The following is a 20,939-nucleotide window of genomic DNA, read 5'->3' on the forward strand; positions in this document are numbered from 1 at the left end:
GGCCGTGTCTCAGTCCCAGTGTGGCTGATCATCCTCTCAGACCAGCTACTGATCGTCGCCTTGGTGAGCCGTTACCTCACCAACTAGCTAATCAGACGCGGGCCAATCCTTTGGCGATAAATCTTTCCCCCGAAGGGCACATCCGGTATTAGCTGAAATTTCTCTCAGTTATTCCGAACCAAAGGGTATGTTCCCACGCGTTACTCACCCGTCTGCCACTCCCGTATTGCTACGAGCGTTCGACTTGCATGTGTTAAGCCTGCCGCCAGCGTTCGTTCTGAGCCAGGATCAAACTCTCATGTTCAAGAGTTCTTTCCCGAATTCACAAGTTCACTTGACGAGGTCCATTCTAACTCCATCCTCTCGGACAAAGCCAAAACGGTCCTTTTATCAAGAAACGTAAACCCGGTTCTTTAGCTCTTCTTGGCACCAACCTACCCCGAAAGGACAGTCAGTGCCGACGAGCCCTAAGCGCCGGCCACGTTTCTCTTTCTTCCTATTCACTTGTCAAAGAACAGAGAGGAACTAAGCCCCTCAATTACCCGAAACCGGGAAAACCAACCTTAAGAGCGCACCGGACCTTGATCTGCCAAACCCGTCAACGTGACGACCTCGACCGACCCAAACGCCCGGACATGTTCTTAACGTCCGTTCTGGAAGATCACTGATGAACCCACCGTTTCAGGCGTTTCATCTCCCTTCCGGATCATCGCTAGAAGCGACGACCATTCCGCCGGCACCACGTCGCCGCAGCGCCGCCGTCGTTGGAGCGGGTTATAGGAGCCCCTCTTCGGCCTGTCAACGGCTTTTCTTCAAAAAACCGTCACACAAGCCGGCGGCTCGTAAAAGCCCGGATTTCCGGGCTTATGTGAACCATCTCTGTCCACAGGCGCCACTTGTCGGTTCTGCCGATCCCGGCATTTCCGGACTTTTCCGGCGAGCCTCGGGAAAGCCTCGGCTGATAGCGTGAGGTTTCCTCTGCGGCACGATGCAGATATGGTAAACAAAACGGAAACGACAAGGAGTCGCCGTGCCGGATTTGTTCAAGACCACCACCCTTGCGGACGCGATGCCGATCATCGTTGTCGCCGCGATCCTGGTGGCGGGCCTCGTGGTGTTTGCCCTGAAGAGTGCCGCCGCTCGCAGCCGGATTGCAGCGAGCGAAGCGGCTGGACGGCTGGAATTCGCCCGCCTTGAAGAGCGCGCCCTTCGCCTCACCGATGCCGACAACCAGCTCTCCGCAATGAAGGAGAAGCACGCCAGCCTCGCCGCCGACTTCGCGCGCACGCGCGCCATGCTTGATGAGCGCGACAACGAAACGCGGCGGCTGAAGCAGGAACTGGAGGCGGCCCGCGCGGCGCTTGCCGACACCAAGAGCAAGAACGAGGAAGACGAAGCCGACCTGCGCGAGGCGCTTGGCGCCGTTCAGTCCAAGCTCAGCGCCGCCAACGCCGACCTCAGGGCCAAGACGGAAGAGGCGGAAACGCTGAAGGCCGATCTTCTGCATGCCCGCGAGCAGCGCGAGGAAGCCCAGCGGCTGCTCGGCGAGGCGAGCAAGGCGCTCGCCGAGGTGCGCTCGCGCAGTGAGGCGGAGCGCAAGTCGGCCGAAGAAAAGCTCGCCCTGCTGCAGGACGCGCGGACGCAGCTTTCCGACCAGTTCAAGGCGCTTGCCGCCGATATCCTCGAAGAAAAGTCCAAGTCCTTCTCCGAGGCCAACCGCGCCTCGCTCGGCACCTTGATCGACCCGCTCAAGGTGCAGCTCGCCGACTTCAAGGGCAAAGTCGAGGAAGTCTATATCAACGAGGCCAAGGAGCGCTCGGCGCTCGGCGAGCAGGTTCGCCAGCTGTTCAGCCTCAACCAGCAGCTTTCGCGCGATGCCCACAATCTCACCTCCGCATTGCGTGGCCAGAACAAGAGCCAGGGCAACTGGGGCGAGATGATCCTCGAGCGGGTGCTGGAAGCAGCCGGCCTCGTCAAGGGCGTGCACTTCACGCCGCAGGAGAGCCATTCCCGCGACGACGGCAGCCGCATCCAGCCCGACGTGGTGCTGAACCTGCCGGGCCAGCGCTTCATGGTGATCGACAGCAAGGTATCGCTCAACGCCTACGAGCTGTTCTCCACCGCCGAGGAGGATGGCGCCCGCGAGGCGGCGTTGCGCCGCCACCTCGACAGCATCCGCGGTCACATCAAGGATCTCTCGGCCAAGAACTACCAGGAGATCCACGGCCTCGCCGCGCTCGACTTCGTCATCCTGTTCGTGCCGATCGAGCCGGCCTTCCTGGTCGCCATCACCCGCGATGCCGAACTGTGGCATCAGGCCTGGGAAAAGAACATCCTGCTGGTCAGCCCGTCGTCGCTGCTGTTCGTCGTGCGCATCGTCGCCCAGCTCTGGCAGAAGGAGCAGCAGACCAAGAACGCCCAGGACATCGCCAGACGTGGCGCCGAGCTCTACGACAAGTTCGTCGGCTTCGTCGAAGACCTGGAAAAGGTCGGCAAGGGCCTGAAAGATGCCCAGAACGCCTATGAACGCGCCTACGGCAAATTCGCCACTGGGCGCGGCAACGTCATCCGCCAGGCTGAAATGCTGCGCGCCCTCGGCCTCAAGACAACCAAGCGGCTCGATCCCGGCCTGCTGGAGTCCGCCGACATCGACGAGGATGCCGGCGCCCTGCCCGCTCCGGAAGATCAGCTGTCGTAATCGGGGTCAGTGGCAAAGCGAGGCAGACCGTCGGCAAGGCAGAGCCACTGCGGACGGTCGCCATCGCAGGCATACCGGCCGACCTCAGCACAGTATTCGGAGACCAACAACAAGCACGCCCAGAGGATCGTCACTGAAGGCGCGAATTCACGAAAGCATAATGGCGGAAATGCCCTTCCAGCTCATAAAGCGCGGATGCTCGTTTCAGCGCTACTTTCCAGCTAAATCGCAGTCGTGCCGGATAAAGCGCTCAGAAACCAGGGGCGCTGCAAGGGCTCCAGATTTATGGTCAAAGTCTCTCCGAGCTGTAGCGCTGAACTACGCTGTCGAAAATGGAAAATCTACGCATAACATCGAGCGGTGTATCGCCGTACTCATTTGCCCGCCGAATGTCGGCGCCATTCTCCAACAAAGCTAAAGCAATATCTATGTGTTGCCATAACGCAGCGCAGAAAAGCGGTGTATTTCCTAAGTCCCCGGGAACATTGATATTCGTAACGAAAGGGAGCAACTGTCTCAAGAGGTCAGTTCTCCCAATCATAGCCGCGACATGAAGTGGCGTGTCTCCGTCCAAGCTAGGACTCTCCGGGCAATCGAGCGTGACATCTTCAAACATCGCCATCTGTTTGAATGGAGCGAGTGCAGTTTCCAGTTCGCACGGACAGCCTCCCGACAGCAGCGCCATGGCTCACTCCTCGCCAGCCGGCCGCTGCCGGTCGCGCTTGATGGCGCCGCGCTTGGTCTTGGCGTCGACGCGGCGCACCTTGCTCGCCCGCGTCGGCTTGGTGGCAACGCGCGGCTTGGGCGGAATGGCCGCCTCGGCGAGGATGGCTTTCAGCCGCTCGACGGCATCTTCCCGGTTGCGCTCCTGCGAGCGGAAACGCTGCGCCTGGATGATGATTTCGCCGGCCTGCGTCAGTCGCGACGGACCGGCGATGCGCGAGGCGCGCACCTTGGTCTCCCAGGGAATGCCGGCCGCATTATAGAGGTCGTAGCGCAGCGCCACCGCCGTCGCCACCTTGTTGACGTTCTGCCCGCCCGGCCCCGACGCCAGGACATAGGAGAAGGAAAGGTCCTTCTCATCGATATAGAGGCGGTCCGTCACATAGATCATGGCGGCAAGATAAAGATCGCGGCCGGCCTCTGCAAACCCTTGTTTATGCTTTGAGGAAGCGTCCGCTTGCCGCCACGCCGATCAGGAACACCGAGATGATCAGGAAGGCGGCCGGCAGCGAGGCGACATGGGCGACGAAGCCGATGGCCGCAGGCCCCAAGAGGATACCGGCATAGCCGAGCGTCGTCACCGCCGGCACGGCGACGCTCTCGGGCATCAGCGTCTGCTTGCCGATGGCACTGTAGAGCACCGGCACGATGTTGGAACAGCCGGCGCCGACCAGCGCAAAGCCGATCATCGCCGCCAGCACCGACGGCACCAGCGTCGCCACCAGCAGGCCTGACGCCGCGAGAAGCGCCCCCACCAGAATGATCGTCGTGCGGCTCACCCGGCGGACGATGGCGTCGCCGCTGAGGCGGCCGATGGTCATGGTGGTGGCAAAGGCGGCATAGCCGAAGCCGGCATGCGCCGGATCGGCGCCGCGCGTGAAGGTGAGGAACACCGCGCTCCAATCGAGGATGGCGCCCTCGGTCAGGAAGACGATGAAGCAGAGAATGCCGATGAACAGCACCACGCCATGCGGCAGCGCGAAGGCCGGGCCGGAGGTGTCGCCGCCATAGGTGAGGAAATGCGGCGTCGCCCAGGCGAGCAGCGCGACGGTGAACACGACGGCGACCAGCGACACCGTGACCGGCGTGGCGCCCAGGCTGAGCAGGCCGGCGCAACCGGCGGCACCGGCAATGCCGCCGACGCTGAACAGGCCGTGAAAACCGCTCATCAGCGCCCGCCCCGCCGCCCGCTCGACGATCACCGCCTGAATGTTGATGACGCAGTCGACCGAGCCGACGCCGGCGCCAAGAATGAACAGCGAGGCAGCGAGCAGCACGGCATTCGACATGGTGGCCAGCGCCGGCAGCGCGACGCAGACCATCAGCGACGTGACGATCAGCACCCGGCGGCAGCCGTATTTGCCGGCTAGCGCCCCGGCGAGCGGCATGGCGATGATCGAACCGATGCCAAAGGACAGCAGCAACAGGCCGAGGCCGCCCGCCTCAAGACCGGCGCGTATCTTGGCAAATGGCACCAGCCCCGCCCAGACCGCGCCGCCGAAGCCGGCGATGAAGAAGGCGACACGGGTCGAAAATTGCTCGGCGCGCCCGATGCTGTCGGACGTCAGAATGGCGGTGGACATGGCGAACGGCCCCTCAAGAGAAACGCCGCCTCTCCCCCGGGCAAGCCCAAGGCGACGCGCCAATTGATTCGATTCAGGCCGGCTTCGTCAAGAGGGTGAAGCCGCGTTAGGCGTTTTAGTCTTGGCTGTGACATCGCCGCTCGCCCTCGGGCGCAAGGGGGCGAAGATTAAATCTGCAGCGCCCTGCGTCATTTTACGGAACCGTATGGTTAACGAAACGTTCTCGCCACGTCGACAGGATCCAGCGGCGAGGACACCCGAAGATCGTCGGGTGAATTCGTCAGTCATCCCGTCTTGCGCCGTCCCGCTCTACGTCGGGGCAAGTCTGGAACGCCGTCCGTCCGGAGGCGAAAGCATGGCCATCCTTTATTCGACACGCCGGCCGTCCTGGCTGGTTCTTCTTCTCGCGCTGATCATCGGCCTTATCGGCCTCGTCCTGTTTTTGGGGGGCGCCTACCTCGTTTACCTCGGCGGCTCGCCCTATTACGCGCTCGCCGGTCTCGGCCTTCTGGCCACCGCCTGGCTGCTTTGGCGCGGCAGCGGCATAGCGCTCTGGTTCTATGTGCTCGTCTACGCCGCCACGCTGGTCTGGGCGGTCTGGGAATCCGGCCTCGACGGCTGGGCGTTGGTGCCGCGCGTCGTCGCGCCGACGGTGATGCTTCTCTTCATCGTCACGGCCGTGCCGGCCCTGTTGCCACGGCGTTTCGGCTGGCGCACCGCATTCCTCGCCGACGTGGTGATCGTCGTCGCCGCCGTCATCATCGGCCTTACCCTGCCGAAGGCGCACATCACCGAATATACCGGCGATCTGCCGCCGGCCGGTGCGGCCAACGCCATGGCCGATCCCTCGCTCTGGCAGGCCGGCACCGACTGGCCGGCCTATGGCGGCAGCTACAGCGCCCGCCGCTACTCGCCGCTGTCCCAGATCACGCCCGACAATGTCGGCAAGCTCCAGCGTGTCTGGGATATCCATACCGGCGACCTGCCCCAGTCGGACTTTGCCAAGGGCAAGTATGGCGCCGAGACGACGCCGCTCAAGGTGGGCAACGCGCTCTACATCTGCACGCCCAAGAACATCCTCATCTCGCTCGATCCGGCCACCGGCAAGGAACGCTGGCGCTATGATCCGAAGGTCGACGACAAGTGGATCCCCTACACCGCCGCCTGCCGCGGCGTGTCCTACTACAGCCTGCCCGGCGTTGCGCCCACCGAGGCCTGCGCCAGCCGCATCTACGAGGGTACGCTCGACGCCCGCCTGATCGCCGTCGACGCCAACACCGGCATTCCCTGCTCCGGTTTCGGCGACAACGGCTCGGTCGATACCAAGGCCGGCATGGGCGAGGTGGCACCGGGCATGCTGTCGATCACCGCGGCGCCCACCATCGTTCGCGGCATCATCGTCACGGGCCATCAGGTGCTCGACGGCCAGAAGCGCGATGCGCCTTCCGGCGTCATCCAGGCTTACGACGCCGTCACCGGCGTGCTGCGCTGGGCCTGGGACATGAAGCAGCCGGAGATGACCGGCGTGCCGCCCGCCGGCGGCACCTACGCGCGCGGCACTCCCAACATGTGGACCACGGCGAGCGGCGATGAAAAGCTCGGCCTCGTCTACATCCCGCTTGGCAACTCGGCCGTCGATTACTTCAGCGGCCAGCGCAGCGACGTGGAAAACCAGTTCGCCAGCTCGCTGGTGGCGCTCGACGTCAACACCGGCAAGCCCGCCTGGCACTTCCAGACCGTGCACAAGGACGTCTGGGACTACGACCTCGGCTCGCAGGCGACGCTGATCGACTTCCCTGCCGAGGGCGGCACCGTGCCGGCCCTGATCCTGCCGTCCAAGCAGGGCGACCTCTACATTCTCGATCGCCGCACCGGCAAACCGCTGACGCAGGTGGAGGAACGTCCGGCCCCGACCGGCGGCGTCGAGCCCGAGCAGCGATCGCCCACCCAGCCGCACTCGCTCTATCACACGCTGCGTAAGGCCGACCTCGCCGAGAAGGACATGTGGGGCATGTCGCCGATCGACCAGATGGTCTGCCGCATCGAGTTCCGCACCGCGAGCTACGGCGGCTTCTACACGCCGCCCACCTCGGCGACGCACAGCATCGAGTACCCCGGCTATAACGGCGGCTCCGACTGGGGCGGCATTGCCGTCGATCCGGGCCGCGGCATCATCGTCGCCAACTACAACGACATGCCCAACTACGTGCAGCTGGTGCCGCGCGATGAGGCCGATCGCCTGGGCTGGGCGCCGCGCGGCCAGGAGCGTGGCAAGCTTGGCGGCGCGGAAGGCGCCGGCGACCCGCAGGCCGGAACGCCCTTCGCCATCAACGTCAACGCCGGCTGGCGCCTGCCGGTCACCGGTCTCCTGTGCAAGGAGCCGCCCTATGGCGGCATCCGCGCCATCGATCTCAAGAGCGGCAAGACCCTCTGGGATCGTCCTCTCGGCCAGGCCCGCACCAACGGCCCGTTCGGCATTCCCTCCATGTTACCGGTCGACATCGGCACGCCCAACAATGGCGGATCGGTGGTGACGGCCGGCGGCGTGGTGTTCATCGCCGCTGCCACCGACAACCTGATGCGGGCGATCGACCTCAAGACCGGCAAGACGCTGTGGACCGACACGCTGCCCGGCGGCGGTCAGGCAACGCCGATGACCTACGAGGTGAACGGCAAGCAATATGTGGCGATCATGGCCGGCGGCCATCACTTCATGGAAACGCCGATCAGCGACGAACTGATTGCCTATGCGTTGCCTTGACCGACCATGACCCACGAAGGGCCGGGCATCAGCCCGGCCCTTTTTTCGCCGACGAGCGCAACGGAGGCCGCCCTGTCCCTATTTCAGGTGTTCGCACTGCTGGTCGTCACCACCGCCGCCTTCGGTTGGCTGAACCGGCGATTCATCGGCCTGCCCGAGCATATCGCCCTGCTGCTGATGGGACTTGGCGCGGCGGTCATGCTGGTGCTGGTGGAGTGGGCAGTGCCATCGCTGTGGCCGGTCGCCGCCGTCGAGGCGATGCTGCGGCAGATCGATTTCGGCGAGACGCTGCTGCAAGGCGTGCTGGCCTTCCTGCTGTTTGCCGCCGCCATCACCGTCGATTGGGAGGAGCTCAAGCAGCGCAGCCTGGCCATCGCGTTGCTGGCTACCATTGGCGTTGTGCTGTCGGCCGTGCTGGTGGCCACCATGCTGTGGGCCATCGCCCAACTGACTGGCCTGCCGATTTCCTTCGCCTGGTGCCTGGTGTTCGGCGCGCTGATCGCCCCGACCGACCCGATCGCCGTGTCGGCGGCGCTCGAACACCTGTCGCTGCCGGATCGGCTGCGCATCGATGTCACCGGGGAGTCGCTTTTCAATGACGGCGTCGGCGTGGTGCTGTTCGCGCTCGCCCTGTCGATGGCCACCGGCGACGGTGACGCGAGCATCGCCACGGCCGGATTGCACATGCTGATCGAGATCGCCGGCGCCCTGCTGCTCGGCGTCATCACGGCAACCATCGCCGTGCGGGCCTTCCGCCAGATCGACGATTACTCGGTGGAGGTGCTCATCTCGCTGGCGCTGGCCATGGGCGGTTACGCTCTGGCCGACACGCTGGGCGTCAGCGGGCCGATCACCGTCGTCGCCTCCGGCGTGCTGGTCGGCAATCTCGGCGCGCCGCGCGTCATGAGCCAGCGCTCGCGCGCCTACTTCTACGGTTTCTGGCGCCTGATAGACGACCTGCTCAATGCCCTGCTGTTCGTGTTGCTGGGGCTCGAGGTGCTGGTGCTGCATTTGCAGACGGCGCCCTTCCTCTTCGGTCTGATCGCCGTGCCGGTGGTGCTGATCGCCCGCGCCGCCACGGTTGCCGCCACGCTCGCCACGCTGGGCAGTTGGCTGCGCTTCGATCGGGGAGCCGGCGTCATCCTTACCTGGGCTGCCGTGCGCGGCGCCATTTCGGCGGCGCTAGCCCTGTCGATTCCCTATGGTGCCGAACGCGAGCTGATCCTGGCCGCGACCTACGCGGTGATCCTGTTCTCCTCGATCGTCCAGGGCCTGACGCTGGAGCGCGTCATCCGGCGTACGACAACCAGCTCGTCGGCCAACACGACCCCGACGACCAAAGTGGATGTGGAACCGCCGCCCGTTCAAAAATAAATGATGGGTATGCCTTCAACCTGCGGAACCAGTTGCATCTTTCCGTGTTAATACGGAGGGGCCTCGTTCGGTCGCGGGTTACCGCGCACCGCCGAATGTTGCACGTCTTATTTTGAAGTGTTGTTCCGGAGTTGGTGCTGTGTCCTTTTTTCGAGGCTTGACGCCCAGCAAATCCCGCCTTGCCCGCCTGCGTTCGGCGTCGCTTCTTCTAGGTTTCACCCTTCTCTCGGCAGGATGCCGTTACGCCGTGCTGGACCCGAGCGGACCGATCGCCGCCAAGGAGAAGCAGCTGATCCTCATTTCGACCGGGCTGATGCTGCTGGTCGTCGTGCCGGTGATCATCCTGACGCTGGTGTTCGCCTTCTGGTACCGCGCCTCCAACACCCGCGCCAATGCCATGCCGAACTGGGCGCACTCCAACGCCATCGAAGTGGTGGTGTGGACGGTGCCGCTCCTGATCGTCATCACGCTCGGCTGGCTCGCCTGGACCACCACCCACGCCCTCGATCCCTACCGGCCGATCGAAGAGAACGGCAAGAAGACGCTGGAAATCGACGTGGTGGCGCTCGATTGGAAGTGGCTGTTCGTCTACCCCGAACAGAACATTGCCAGCGTCAACGAGGTAGCCTTCCCCGTCGATACGCCCGTGCATTTCAAGATCACCTCCGACACGGTGATGAATTCCTTCTTCATTCCCGGCCTCGCCGGCCAGATCTACGCCATGGCCGGCATGCGCACCGAGCTCAGCCTGGTCGCCAACAAGCCGGGCACCTTCGGCGGCCTGTCGGCCAACTACAGCGGCGCCGGCTTCTCGGGCATGCGCTTCAACGCGCTCGCCACATCGGATGCCGATTTCGAGGCCTGGACGCGCAAGGTCGCGGCCAGCGGCCACCCGCTCGATGAAGCGGCCTATGGCGAGCTTGCCAAGAAGCAGGAGAACAGCCCTGTCGTCTATTACGCACCGGGCAATGCCGGCCTGCTGCAAAGCCTCATCGACAAGTACCGCCACACACCGCCGCCGGAACACACCGGCAGCCCGATGAATGCGTCCGCCGCCAAATGACGGCATCTGTGGAGAGCGTGACGTGAACCTACTGCTTGGAAAGCTTACCCTCGATCAGATCCCCTACCAGGAGCCCATCATCATGGGCGCGGTCGGCGGCGGTGCGCTGCTGGTCCTGGCGGTTGCGGCGGCCATTACCTATTACGGGCGTTGGACGTGGCTCTGGTCGGAATATCTCACATCCGTCGATCACAAGAAGATCGGCATCATGTACGTGCTGCTCGGCCTCGTCATGCTGCTGCGCGGCTTCACCGACGCCGTCATGATGCGCATCCAGCAGTCGATGAGCCTCGACCCCAATCCCGGCTATCTGCCGCCGCACCACTATGATCAGGTGTTCTCCGCCCACGGCGTCATCATGATCTTCTTCGTGGCCATGCCGCTGGTGGTCGGGCTGATGAACATCGCCGTGCCCCTGCAGATCGGCGCCCGCGACGTCGCCTTCCCCTTCCTCAACTCACTGAGCTTCTGGCTGACCTTTTCCGGCGCCATGCTGATCAACGCCTCGCTGGTGTTCGGCGAATTCGCCAAGACCGGCTGGGCCGCCTATCCGCCGCTGTCGGAGCTGTCCTTCAGTCCGGATGTCGGCGTCGACTATTACATATGGGGCCTGCAGATCAGCGGCATCGGCACATTGCTGACAGGCGTCAATTTCCTGGCGACCATCCTGCGCATGCGGGCGCCCGGCATGAAGATGATGCGCATGCCGATCTTCGTCTGGACCGCCTTCTGCACCAACGTGCTGATCGTCGCCGCCTTCCCCATCCTCACCGTAACCTTGGCGCTGCTCGGCCTCGACCGCTACATCGGCACCCACTTCTTCACCAATGACGGCGGCGGCGAACAGATGATGTATGTCAATCTGTTCTGGGCCTGGGGTCATCCGGAAGTCTACATCCTGGTGCTGCCGGCCTTCGGCGTATTTTCTGAAGTCGTCGCAACATTCTCCGGCAAGCCGATCTTCGGCTACAAGTCGATGGTCTGGGCGACAGTCGCCATCACCTTCTTCTCCTTCGTGGTCTGGCTGCATCACTTCTTCACCATGGGCGCGGGTGCCAACGTCAATGCCTTCTTCGGCATCGCCACCATGATCATCGCCGTGCCGACCGGCGTGAAGATGTTCAACTGGCTGTTCACGATGTTCCGGGGACGGGTGCGCTTCTCGGTGCCCATGCTCTGGAGCATCGGCTTCATCATCACCTTCACCATCGGCGGCATGACGGGCGTTCTCCTGGCCATGCCGGGCGCCGACTTCGTGCTGCATAACAGCCTGTTCCTGATCGCCCACTTCCACAACACCATCATCGGCGGCGTGGTGTTCGGCATGTTCGCCGGCATCAACTACTGGTTCCCCAAGGCGACCGGCATCCGCCTGTCCGAACCGCTGGGGCGGGCCTCCTTCTGGTGCTGGCTGATCGGCTTCTACGTCGCGTTCATGCCGCTCTACGTGCTCGGCTTCATGGGCATGACGCGCCGGCTCAATCACTACCCCAACCCGGAATGGCAGCCCTGGCTGATCCTGGCCGCCGTCGGTGTGGCGATCATCGCCGTGGGCATCCTCTGCACGGTGCTGCAGATCGTCTACAGCATCTGGAAGCACGAGGAATTGCGCGACACGACGGGCGACCCGTGGGATGGGCGTACGCTCGAATGGGCCACCTCGTCACCGCCGCCGATCTACAATTTCGCCGAGACGCCACAGGTCACGGAGATCGATGCCTGGGCCAACATGAAGGCCAACGGCGGCGGCATGTTCGTGCGCTCGACGCCCTATGAAGGCATCCACATGCCCAAGAACACACCAGCCGGCCTGTTGATGGGCCTGTTCAGCATCGGCCTTGGCTTCGGCCTCGTCTGGCACATCTGGTGGTTGGTGGGCGTGAGTGCCATTGCCATGATCGCGGCGCTGCTCGTTCGCCTGTTCGATGACGACATCGCCTACATCATCCCCGCCGATGAGGTGAAGGATACGGAAATGCGGCGCCTCGCGGGAGCTGGCCAGTCATGACTCTTCTCGATCTGCCCGAGGCCCATTCGCTGCACGCCAAGCAGCACCCGGCCGCCCACGAGGACGACGCCGAGCTCACCGAGAAGACCGTCTTTGGCTTCTGGCTCTACCTGATGAGCGACGTGGTGCTGTTCGCCACGCTGTTCGCGGTCTTCGCCGTGGTCGGCCGCAGCTATGCCGGCGGCCCGACCGGGCAGGAGCTGTTCGACCTGCCCTATGTGCTGATCGAAACGGCCGTGCTGCTCGCCTCTTCCGTCGCCTTCGGCTTCGTGACGCTCGCCGCCCAGGACAACCGCAAGCAGGCGACGCTTCTCTGGATGGCGCTGACCTTCGCTATTGGCGCGATATTCATCGTGATGGAGGTCTACGAGTTCCATCACCTGATCGGAGAGGGCGCCGGTCCCGACCGCAGCGCCTTCCTGTCGGCCTATTTCACGCTGGTCGGCACCCACGGCCTGCACGTCTTCACCGGCCTCTTCTGGATGATCATCAGCGGCATCCAGTTGGCCCGTGACGGCCTCACCGCCACGGTCCAGCGCCGCCTCGGGCTGCTCGGCCTGTTCTGGCATTTCCTCGACGTGATCTGGATCGTCGTCTTTACCGAAGTCTATCTGATCGGAGTGCTCTGAGATGGCAGACCACAAGACCGAGCATCTCCCCGGCGCCGGCGCCTCGCTGCATCACTATGTCCGCGGCCTCATCCTGTCGGTGATCCTGACCGGTGCGGCCTTCGCCCTGGTGATGATGCACGTGCTGCCGCGCAACGCGACGATCGTCGTTATCCTGGCGCTCGCCGCCATCCAGATCTTCGTCCACCTCGTCGACTTCCTGCACATCGACAGCTCGCTCGAACAGCGCTGGAACGTCTACGCCGCACTGTTCGCGCTGCTGGTGGTGGGCATTCTGGTCGGCGGCAGCATCTGGATCATGTTCAACGCCCACGAGAGAATGAACCCCGGCATGCCGGGCATGACCATGACCCCCGAGGCATTTTGAGGTGACCGCGCTCAGCCGCAACCCCTATGTCAGCCTTGTCAAACCCGGCATCGTCGGTGGCAACCTGGTCTCCGTGGCTGGCGGCTTCCTGCTGGCGGCGCGCGGCGCCGTGGATATCAGGCTGTTCGTCACCACGCTGCTCGGCGTGGCGCTGGTGGTGGCGGGCGGCTGCGTAGTCAACAACGTCATCGACCGAGACATCGACGCGCGGATGGTCCGCACGGCGCACCGGCCGATGGTGACCGGCGCGGTCGGCGTCCCCGTGGCCATGACCTACGGCGGTGTTCTGGCCGGTAGCGGCTTGCTGCTGCTGGCGCTGGTCTCCGGTCCGCTCGCGGCAACCGTCGCGGCCTTCGGCCTCGTCATCTACGTCGGCCCTTACAGTCTGTGGTTCAAGCGGCGCTCGCCGGTCAGCGTGCTGGTCGGCAGCCTCGCCGGTGCGACGCCGCCGGTGATCGGTTATTGCGCCGTCACCGGCCGGCTGGATGGCGCCGCCGTCATTCTGTTCCTGATGTTCGCCCTCTGGCAGATCCCGCATTCCGACGCCATCGCGGTGATCCGCCGCCAGGATTATGCCGCCGCCGGCGTGCCGACCTATCCGTTCCTTCACGGCATCGCCGCCACCCGGCAGCGCATGCTTGTCTCCATCGGCGCCTTTGCCGCCACCTCGGTGGCGCTGCCGTTTGCCGGCTTCACCGGCCTTGCCTACCTCTGCACGGCGGTCGCCTGCGGCGGCTACTGGCTGCACATCGCCGCCACCGGCCCCGCCGCCATGGACGATCGCGGCTGGGCCAAGCGCATCTTCTTCGCTTCGCTCGGCTGCCTTCTGGCACTCTGCCTGCTGATGGCGGTGGATTTCCGCTAATTCTGCTCGGTCAGAGCCAGCTTGACGCCCAGCAGCACAAAGGCGCCGGCGAACAGGCGACGCATCATGGCCAGCACCGACGGCCGCGACAGCACCTGATCGCGCACCGTCGCGGCGGCAACGCCATAGACCACGAACACCGCAAACGTCATCGCCATGAACACGCCGCCGAGCTCGACGAAACGCAGCGTCGGATGCGCATCGCCGTGCCCGACGAACTGCGGCAGGAAGGCGAGGAAGAATACCGTCAGCTTGGGATTGAGCAGGTTGAGCAGGATCGCCCGCACCGTGATGTCGAGCGCCGAAGCATCGCGGCCATCGGCCGCCACGGCCAGCGCACCGGTCTCCTTCAGCGTCATCCAGGCCATGTAGAGAAGATAGGCGACGCCGGCCACCCGCAGGATCTCGAACGCGAGCACGCTGGTCTGCATCATGGCGGAGAGGCCGAGCACGGCGGCGGCGAGATGCGGCAGAATGCCCAGCGTGCAGCCAAAGGCGGCGATCACCGACGCGCGGGCGCCACGGCCAAGACCGGCGCCGAGGGTATAGAGCACGCCGGTGCCGGGCGAGGCGACGACGATCAGCGAAGTGATGAGAAATTCGGGAGACATGAAAGCGGACATCGGCGAGCTCCGGTGGTTTCGCCCTACCCTGTCGCCGCCGAACGACCGAAGCCACCCGATTTCAGAAACAACGCCGTCGAGCCGATCGAATAGCCTAACCGAGCTCTATATCCAGTAGCCTTGCGGATGGCAGTTCGACACAGCGCCGCGGTTCGGTAAGATATTGAAATATATAGATTGTCATCCTTGCGAAAGCGAGGACCTCAGGACGAAAAGGTGACCAGGGCTGTATCAGGCTCCAATAGAAGCAAGGTGAGCCAACATCTACCTTCACTCTGTTGGATTGGGTGAGGGCGCTCTATAGCAACCATCTCGCCCCATCCTGCCTGAGGTCCTCGCTTTCGCAAGGAAGACAGATTTATATATAGGAAACAAATACATAGCGAACAGTAAACGTTGCCTCCTAGCGTTATTCTCGCGCAAGCGCAGGACCTCCAGCAAAATAATGCTCAACGTCGAAACAAGGCCAGGATTCCAGCGGCGCCTTTGTCAGGGCGTGCAAACAAAAGCATTGTTCTCCCGGACAGGAATCGTAGGTGCCATCACCACAGGCCCGGCAAGTCCAGAAAACTGCCGGGCTGCTGCCTGCCCCTCTCCCAGATCCCTGCGTAATTCAAAGCCGTCCTTCTCACCCTTGTACACGTAGGTTCCGACGTAGGATACAGTCCCAGGGGCCGCGTAGAACGCCGCCGCATCGGTTACGATTCTGTCAGGCGCTGAAAAGCGGTTCAGAACGAAGTAACCTGGATCGACGATGAAAGCCGAGAATTTCGGAGCGCCGATCTTGGTTGTATCGAGCAGACTTTCTGTATGGTTGAAGCGCCAACAGTTGCCTTTATTACGACCGGCGACCGCATCATATTCTTCAAAATTAAGCGTGGCCGGCCTCGCCATCGAGCCGCCCGGCCACGGGCTTTGTAACTCGCCCCCGTAGAGAAGTACGGCCTTCTCCGAAGTGGGTCGGTAATGCTGGCTAACATCCAGCTCACGCACGTTATTCAACCCGGCACAGCCTGATAGGGCTGACAGAAATTCCAGCAGAACCACAGCCGCCGCCGAGGGGCCAGCACGACGCTTCATCATCACCATCCGAAATGCTCAAAGCCGAATACGGCAAATCAGATGGCACACTCTGGGTCGGGCAGTCGATGCACTCTTCGACACGGTCCCGAGCTGGAGGCACTGCCTGAAGAAAGCACCCAAAACGAAACCGGGCGGCCTTTCGACCGCCCGGCTCAATTCACTCAGCTACGGTCGTGGTTCACACCAGCGACTTGTACTCGGGCACCCACACCTTGGCCTTGATGGCGGCCTTGATGGCAGCGTCGTCCATCTTTGGGGCCAGGCCCTCGGCCATCGCCTGCTTGGCGACGGCGACGGCGATGTAGGAGGAAACCTCGCGCATGCGGTCCAGCGTCGGCAGCAGCTTGTCGCCCGGCTTGGACTTGGCCGGCGACAGCTCGGCGAGCGAGCGGGCAGCGGCCAGGAACATGGCATCCGTCACGCGCTTGGCGCCAACGGCCAGCGTGCCGAGGCCAACGCCCGGGAAGATGTAGGAGTTGTTGGTCTGGGCGAAGTGGTAGGTCTTGCCTTCGAACTCGAAGGGCAGGAACGGCGAGCCCGTGCCAATGATGGCGCGTCCCTCGGTCCACTTGATGACGTCCGACGGCTGAGCCTCGACGCAGGAGGTCGGGTTCGACAGCGGGAAGACGATCGGACGCTCGGTGTGCTTGGCGATCTCGCGGATGATTTCTTCCGTGAAGACGCCCGGCTGGCCGGACACGCCGACGAGCACGGTCGGCTTGGCGTTCTTGATCACTTCATAGAGCGAAGCCTTGCCGGCCTCGGCAACGTCCCAGCCGTCGATGATCTTGCTGTCCTGACGGAAGCCGAGCTGGAAGGTGTCGAGGTTCGGGGTCTTCTCGGTGACCAGGCCGTAGCGGCCGACGATGAAGAAGCGCTTGCGGGCTTCCGCGTCGGAAAGGCCTTCCGAAACCATGGCCATGCGGATCAGGTCGGCGATGCCGATGCCGGCCGAGCCACCGCCGAGGATGGCGACGCGCTGGTCCTTGAGCGGCTTGCCGGTGATCTGGATGGCCGCCAGGAGCGTGCCGGTGGCAACCGAAGCGGTGCCCTGGATATCGTCGTTGAACGTGCAGAGCTCGTCACGATACTTGTCGAGCAGGCGGTTGGCGTTGTTCTTGTGGAAGTCTTCCCACTGCAGGAGAACGTTCGGCCAGCGCTTCTTCACGGCCTTCACGAACTGGTCGATGAAGCTGTCGTATTCCTCGCCCCGGACGCGCTCATGCTTCCAGCCGAAATAGAGCGGATCGGCGATGCGCTCGGCGTTGTTGGTGCCGGTGTCGAGCGTGATCGGCAGCACGGTGTCGGGGGCGATACCACCGCAACCGGTGTAGATGGCCAGCTTGCCGACCGGGATGCCCATGCCACCGACGCCCTGGTCGCCCAGGCCGAGGATGCGCTCGCCGTCGGTGACGACGATGCACTCGACGTTGTCATAGCGCGGGTTGGCCAGGATCTCGTCCATTTTGGCGCGGTTCGGATAGGAGATGAACAGGCCACGCGGACGACGGATGATGTGGTGATACTGCTGGCAGCCGGCGCCGACGGTCGGCGTATAGATCATCGGCAGCAGTTCATCGAGGTTGCGAGTGATCACCGCGAAGTAAAGCGTCTCGTTGGCGTCCTGCAGGTCGCGCAGGTAGACGTAACGGTCGAGATTGGTCGGCAGCGCGCGGATGGTCTCAAGGCTGCGGGCAACCTGCGTGTCGAGCGTCTCGACTGCGTCGCCGAAATAACCGTTGAGCTTGAAGGCGTCGCGCTCAGCCTGGGTGAAGGCCGTGCCCTTGTTCAGCAACGGGTCTTCGATGAGGGCCTGGCTCGTGGGGATCGCCTTGGCGGGGGCGCCCTTGAGGATCACGTCGGTCATCTGATGCTCCATCCTTCTCAGTGTCGAACCGGGCCCGCCATTTTGGCGGAACACCCGCGGGTTGGCGCGGTCGCCTCCCCCCGCTTTTCGGGGTCTTAGTGCCCCTTTTGCATCAGAAAATCTTCCGTAGAAACACGACGTCGTCTTTGCCCGCAGGAGCTTAAACAGTTAAATCGGGGAGCGAGAGACTACTATATCGATGTAGTTGGCACTCATTGGCAGAAACACGACATCGATCCGGCACGCATTTTCAAGGCGGCAAGGCCTCTTTCTTCAGGAAAACTCCGGATATCCAGGGGCTCTTCACGGTCTGGCAAGGTGATTGCAAAGGACGACGGAAACTCGACACGAAGACCGGAAACAAACCATGCCGTCCACCGACCATCCCGCCACCAACCGCTACGTCACCTTCCAGGGCATCGACTTCGAGGGCAACATCGAGGCTGTGCTCGTCCATCTCCGCCGCTACATCGACGATCCCGCCGTCGCCAATCCCTTCTGGGAGCGTTTCCGCCAGCGCCTCGCGACGGCCGAACAGGCGGAGCGGCCGATGGCCGACCGGCTGCTGTTGATGCACGCCCACCTCTATTACATGGCCGAGCTGTTCGAGGATAACGACGACACGGATGCCCTCGTCGCTCTCCATCGCCTGGAAGACCAATGCTTTTAAGAATTGTTCGCAGTTCAACCTACGGCACTGGCCGTCAACAACAACAATAGAACGCAGAATCATTCTCTTTGCGTGTCATATAAAATTCATATGATTACTTCACGGGATTTAGACCTCATTAAGCGGAGGCCGGCTTATTCATCGCGAAAATCGACAGCACTGAGGTCAATACGATGCGAACAGGCCAAAGCATCACCGCGCAACTCTTCTCCTTCGCGCTCCTGCTGGTCCTCTTGGCCGGCGCCGCCGGTGGTGCCGGCTTCTTCGGCCTGATGCGCACCGGCGCCGCCATCGACGCGGTGACCGAGGTGTCGGCGGCGCTCACCAACATCAACACCGCCACCGCCGCCATCCAGTCGCTCTACGCCTCCGGCAAGCCCGAGGATGCCGACGCGGCTCTCACCGGCATCGCCGCCGTCGATCAGGGCACAGCCGCCACGCCGGCGCTCGCCGGCGTCACCTCCGGCCTTGCTGAGGCGGTCCACGGCCTCTCCAGCGGCTGGCGGGACATCAACACCGCCAGCACCGACATCGACAAGGCCTTTGCAGCGCTCGCCGCCACCGCCGCCAAACTGGAAGCGCGCGCCGTCGACGATCTCGGCAAGGCGGAAGGCGATCTTGAGACGGTCAATGCCGGGCTGGACGGCACGCGCGCCGTGGTATCCGGCCTGACCGACGCCGAACTCAGGCTGGTCCGGAGCCGCGCCGCCTTCGAGGCCTATCTCAGAACCGGCGACTTTTCGCAGCTGACAACCGGCCAGAATGCGCTCTCCACCGCCGCCCGCCTGATCGAGGACACCCGCGTTCAGAACGAAGACCCGGCTTTCGCCGAGGCATTACGCGGCATTTCCGGCCTCGCCGCCGATCTCTACCAGACCATCGCCCGCAAGGGCGACAACAGCCAGCTCATCGATCTTGCCGGCGAGTGGTCGCGCCTGTCGCCGCGCCTCACCACCATCGACCAGCGCATCGACGCGGTGAATGCCGATGCGCGGGCTGGCGCCGACAAGGCTTTCAACAGGGCGTCCGGCCTGTCGATCCGATGCGATCATGCCGCCAGCTTCGGCGCCAGCGTCCGCGATTTCCGAACCGCCGCCTATGAACTCCTGCTCGCCACCGAGGACTACAGGCTGAAGCCCGACGCCGCCCACACCAAGGCAATCGACGCCGCCCTCGACAAGGTGAACGGCGCCATCACCGCGCTCGGCCCTGACGCCGCCAAGGAGGTGGCCGCGCCGTTTGCCGACTATCGCAAGGCGGCCACCGGTCTGCGCCGGGCCACCGAGGCGCTGGAAGCGGCGCGCGCCGACGCAACGCGTCTGTCGGCCACCGCCGCCGACGGCCTGCATCAGACGGCCGACGGCGTGGCCACCGCCGCCAAATCCGACCGCGACCGCGTCAGCCTGATGGTGCTCGCGGTGATCGCCGGCATCGTCGGCGTCGCCGTGGTGGTGACGCTGCTGCTCAATCGCCGCATCGCCAAGCCGCTGCGCGCCCTCACCGAGGTCATGCGCAGCCTGGCCCACGGCAATCTCGACGTCACCGTGCCCGTCCGCAAGGGGCGCGACGAGATCGCCGCCATGGGCGACGCGCTCTTGGTGTTTCAGGAAAATGGCCGGGAGCGCGAGGTACTGCGCCGCGCCGCCGAGCGCGACCAGGCCCAGCGCGAAGAGCGCCGGGCTGCCCTTGAGGCCGCCATCGCCACCTTCGACGGTGCCGCCGCCGGGGTGATCGCCACCGTCGAGGGCCTTGCCGGCCAGCTCGGGCGCGGCACCGCCGATCTCTCGGGCGCCGCCTCGCATGCCGCCGAGCTTGCCGAGCGCACCTCGTTGGCCGCCGGCAGCGCCGCCGAAAGCGTTCGCACCATGGCCGCCGCCGCCAGCGAGCTTGCCCGTTCGCAGACCATCGCCCGCGATCAGGCCGATGCCGCCGTCAAGGTGGCCGGCACCGGCGCCGGGCACGCCCGTACGGCCAGCGGTGTCATCGCCGGCCTGTCGGAGACCACCGCCCGCGTCGGCGAAGTGGTGGAGCTGATCGGCTCGATCGCCGCCCAGACCAACCTTCTGGCGCTCAACGCCACCATCGAAGCGGCGCGCGCCGGCGAGATGGGCCGCGGCTTCGCCGTGGTGGCCGGCGAGGTGAAGAGCCTCGCCAACCAGACGACGCACGCCACCGACGACATCCGCGCGCTGATCGACGGCATCGGCAATGCCACCCGCTCGGCGGTCGAGCTGATCCGCGACATCGCCGCCTCGATGGCCGATATCGACAACGCCGCCGGCGCCTTGTCGGACTCGGTGGTCGGCCAGGGCGAGGCGACGGCGGAGATTTCCGGCAGCGCCGCCATGGCCGCCTCCTCGACCGACGACATGGCCGCCGGCACCATGGATCTGGCGGAGGCCGTCGGTCACACGCGGACGGTGGCCGGCGACGTCACCACCACCGCCGGCACCATCCACACCGAAATCGTCCGCATGCGCGGCCTGATCGAGTCCTTCTCAAGGGATGCCCGGGCGGCGTAACCGCAAGACAACAGCGAAGCGCGCCGGTTCGGTCGGCGACCTATGTCAGCCGCTCGCCATTTCCTGCCTGAGGTCCTGCGCCTTCGCGCAGGATGACAACCTA

The 20,939-nt window shown here is 64.1% G+C and carries 16 protein-coding genes and 1 rRNA gene; 10 read left to right on the forward strand and 7 right to left on the reverse strand.

Going from position 1 to position 20,939, the window contains the following annotated elements:
* Positions 1 to 304: ribosomal RNA gene (locus tag G522_RS0119355) — 16S ribosomal RNA — on the reverse strand; the annotation flags it as partial.
* A gap of 726 nt (positions 305 to 1,030) precedes the next feature.
* Here G522_RS0119355 and G522_RS27705 point away from each other — a divergent pair.
* Positions 1,031 to 2,698 (forward strand): DNA recombination protein RmuC, encoded by a 1,668-nt coding sequence (locus tag G522_RS27705; protein ID WP_210162945.1) that lies wholly within the window; start codon positions 1,031 to 1,033, stop codon positions 2,696 to 2,698.
* A 289-nt stretch (positions 2,699 to 2,987) separates the two neighbouring features.
* On the opposite strand, the gene G522_RS0119365 is transcribed toward G522_RS27705, so the two are convergent.
* Genes G522_RS0119365 through G522_RS0119375 form a run of 3 tightly spaced genes read right to left on the reverse strand, consistent with a single transcriptional unit; the run spans position 2,988 to position 5,004 of the window.
* On the reverse strand, positions 2,988 to 3,383 hold the full coding sequence (locus G522_RS0119365) for an ankyrin repeat domain-containing protein (protein WP_026792463.1): 396 nt from the start codon (positions 3,381 to 3,383) through the stop codon (positions 2,988 to 2,990).
* A 3-nt stretch (positions 3,384 to 3,386) separates the two neighbouring features.
* Positions 3,387 to 3,812 (reverse strand): alternative ribosome rescue aminoacyl-tRNA hydrolase ArfB, encoded by a 426-nt coding sequence (arfB, locus tag G522_RS0119370; protein WP_026792464.1) that lies wholly within the window; start codon positions 3,810 to 3,812, stop codon positions 3,387 to 3,389.
* A gap of 43 nt (positions 3,813 to 3,855) precedes the next feature.
* Positions 3,856 to 5,004: an MFS transporter gene (locus G522_RS0119375; protein WP_026792465.1), complete on the reverse strand. Its 1,149-nt coding sequence runs from the start codon at positions 5,002 to 5,004 to the stop codon at positions 3,856 to 3,858.
* A 355-nt stretch (positions 5,005 to 5,359) separates the two neighbouring features.
* On the opposite strand from G522_RS0119375, the gene G522_RS0119380 reads away from it, so the two are divergent.
* The 7 genes from G522_RS0119380 (at position 5,360) to cyoE (ending at position 14,071) form a co-directional block, all read left to right on the forward strand.
* Positions 5,360 to 7,765, forward strand: a complete 2,406-nt coding sequence (locus tag G522_RS0119380; RefSeq protein WP_026792466.1) for a membrane-bound PQQ-dependent dehydrogenase, glucose/quinate/shikimate family — start codon at positions 5,360 to 5,362, stop codon at positions 7,763 to 7,765.
* A gap of 6 nt (positions 7,766 to 7,771) precedes the next feature.
* Positions 7,772 to 9,139 carry a cation:proton antiporter gene (locus tag G522_RS27710; RefSeq protein WP_051228868.1) on the forward strand — a complete coding sequence of 456 codons (1,368 nt, stop codon included), beginning with the start codon at positions 7,772 to 7,774 and terminating at the stop codon, positions 9,137 to 9,139.
* A gap of 139 nt (positions 9,140 to 9,278) precedes the next feature.
* Entirely contained in the window at positions 9,279 to 10,202 is a 924-nt protein-coding gene (gene cyoA, locus G522_RS27715; protein WP_210162946.1) for a ubiquinol oxidase subunit II, read from the forward strand.
* 31 nt (positions 10,203 to 10,233) lie between these two features.
* The gene (cyoB, locus tag G522_RS0119395) at positions 10,234 to 12,210 is read left to right on the forward strand and encodes a cytochrome o ubiquinol oxidase subunit I (protein WP_026792467.1); all 1,977 of its coding nucleotides are present in this window, start codon (positions 10,234 to 10,236) and stop codon (positions 12,208 to 12,210) included.
* The gene (cyoC, locus tag G522_RS0119400) at positions 12,207 to 12,839 is read left to right on the forward strand and encodes a cytochrome o ubiquinol oxidase subunit III (protein WP_026792468.1); all 633 of its coding nucleotides are present in this window, start codon (positions 12,207 to 12,209) and stop codon (positions 12,837 to 12,839) included. Before cyoB ends, cyoC begins: the two co-directional genes overlap by 4 nt.
* 1 nt (position 12,840) lies before the next feature.
* Complete coding sequence (gene cyoD / locus G522_RS27720; RefSeq protein WP_051228871.1) at positions 12,841 to 13,206, forward strand: cytochrome o ubiquinol oxidase subunit IV; 366 nt, start codon at positions 12,841 to 12,843, stop codon at positions 13,204 to 13,206.
* A 1-nt stretch (position 13,207) separates the two neighbouring features.
* Complete coding sequence (gene cyoE, locus G522_RS0119410) at positions 13,208 to 14,071, forward strand: heme o synthase (RefSeq protein WP_026792469.1); 864 nt, start codon at positions 13,208 to 13,210, stop codon at positions 14,069 to 14,071.
* Here cyoE and G522_RS0119415 read toward each other — a convergent pair.
* The 3 genes from G522_RS0119415 to G522_RS27725 form a co-directional block, all read right to left on the reverse strand.
* Positions 14,068 to 14,682 carry a LysE family translocator gene (locus G522_RS0119415; RefSeq protein WP_026792470.1) on the reverse strand — a complete coding sequence of 205 codons (615 nt, stop codon included), beginning with the start codon at positions 14,680 to 14,682 and terminating at the stop codon, positions 14,068 to 14,070. The genes cyoE and G522_RS0119415 overlap by 4 nt on opposite strands.
* 501 nt (positions 14,683 to 15,183) lie before the next feature.
* Positions 15,184 to 15,783, reverse strand: a complete 600-nt coding sequence (locus G522_RS0119420; RefSeq protein ID WP_026792471.1) for a hypothetical protein — start codon at positions 15,781 to 15,783, stop codon at positions 15,184 to 15,186.
* Positions 15,784 to 15,955: 172 nt separating this feature from the next.
* Positions 15,956 to 17,644, reverse strand: a complete 1,689-nt coding sequence (locus tag G522_RS27725) for an NAD-dependent malic enzyme (RefSeq protein ID WP_036840172.1) — start codon at positions 17,642 to 17,644, stop codon at positions 15,956 to 15,958.
* A gap of 367 nt (positions 17,645 to 18,011) precedes the next feature.
* On the opposite strand from G522_RS27725, the gene cowN reads away from it, so the two are divergent.
* Complete coding sequence (gene cowN / locus G522_RS0119430) at positions 18,012 to 18,314, forward strand: N(2)-fixation sustaining protein CowN (protein WP_026792472.1); 303 nt, start codon at positions 18,012 to 18,014, stop codon at positions 18,312 to 18,314.
* 173 nt (positions 18,315 to 18,487) lie between these two features.
* On the forward strand, positions 18,488 to 20,836 hold the full coding sequence (locus G522_RS29205; RefSeq protein WP_051228873.1) for a methyl-accepting chemotaxis protein: 2,349 nt from the start codon (positions 18,488 to 18,490) through the stop codon (positions 20,834 to 20,836).
* Positions 20,837 to 20,939 lie beyond the last annotated feature (103 nt).

Origin of the sequence: Pleomorphomonas oryzae DSM 16300, from assembly GCF_000422965.1 — a bacterium.
Taxonomy (GTDB): Bacteria; Pseudomonadota; Alphaproteobacteria; order Rhizobiales; family Pleomorphomonadaceae; genus Pleomorphomonas; species Pleomorphomonas oryzae.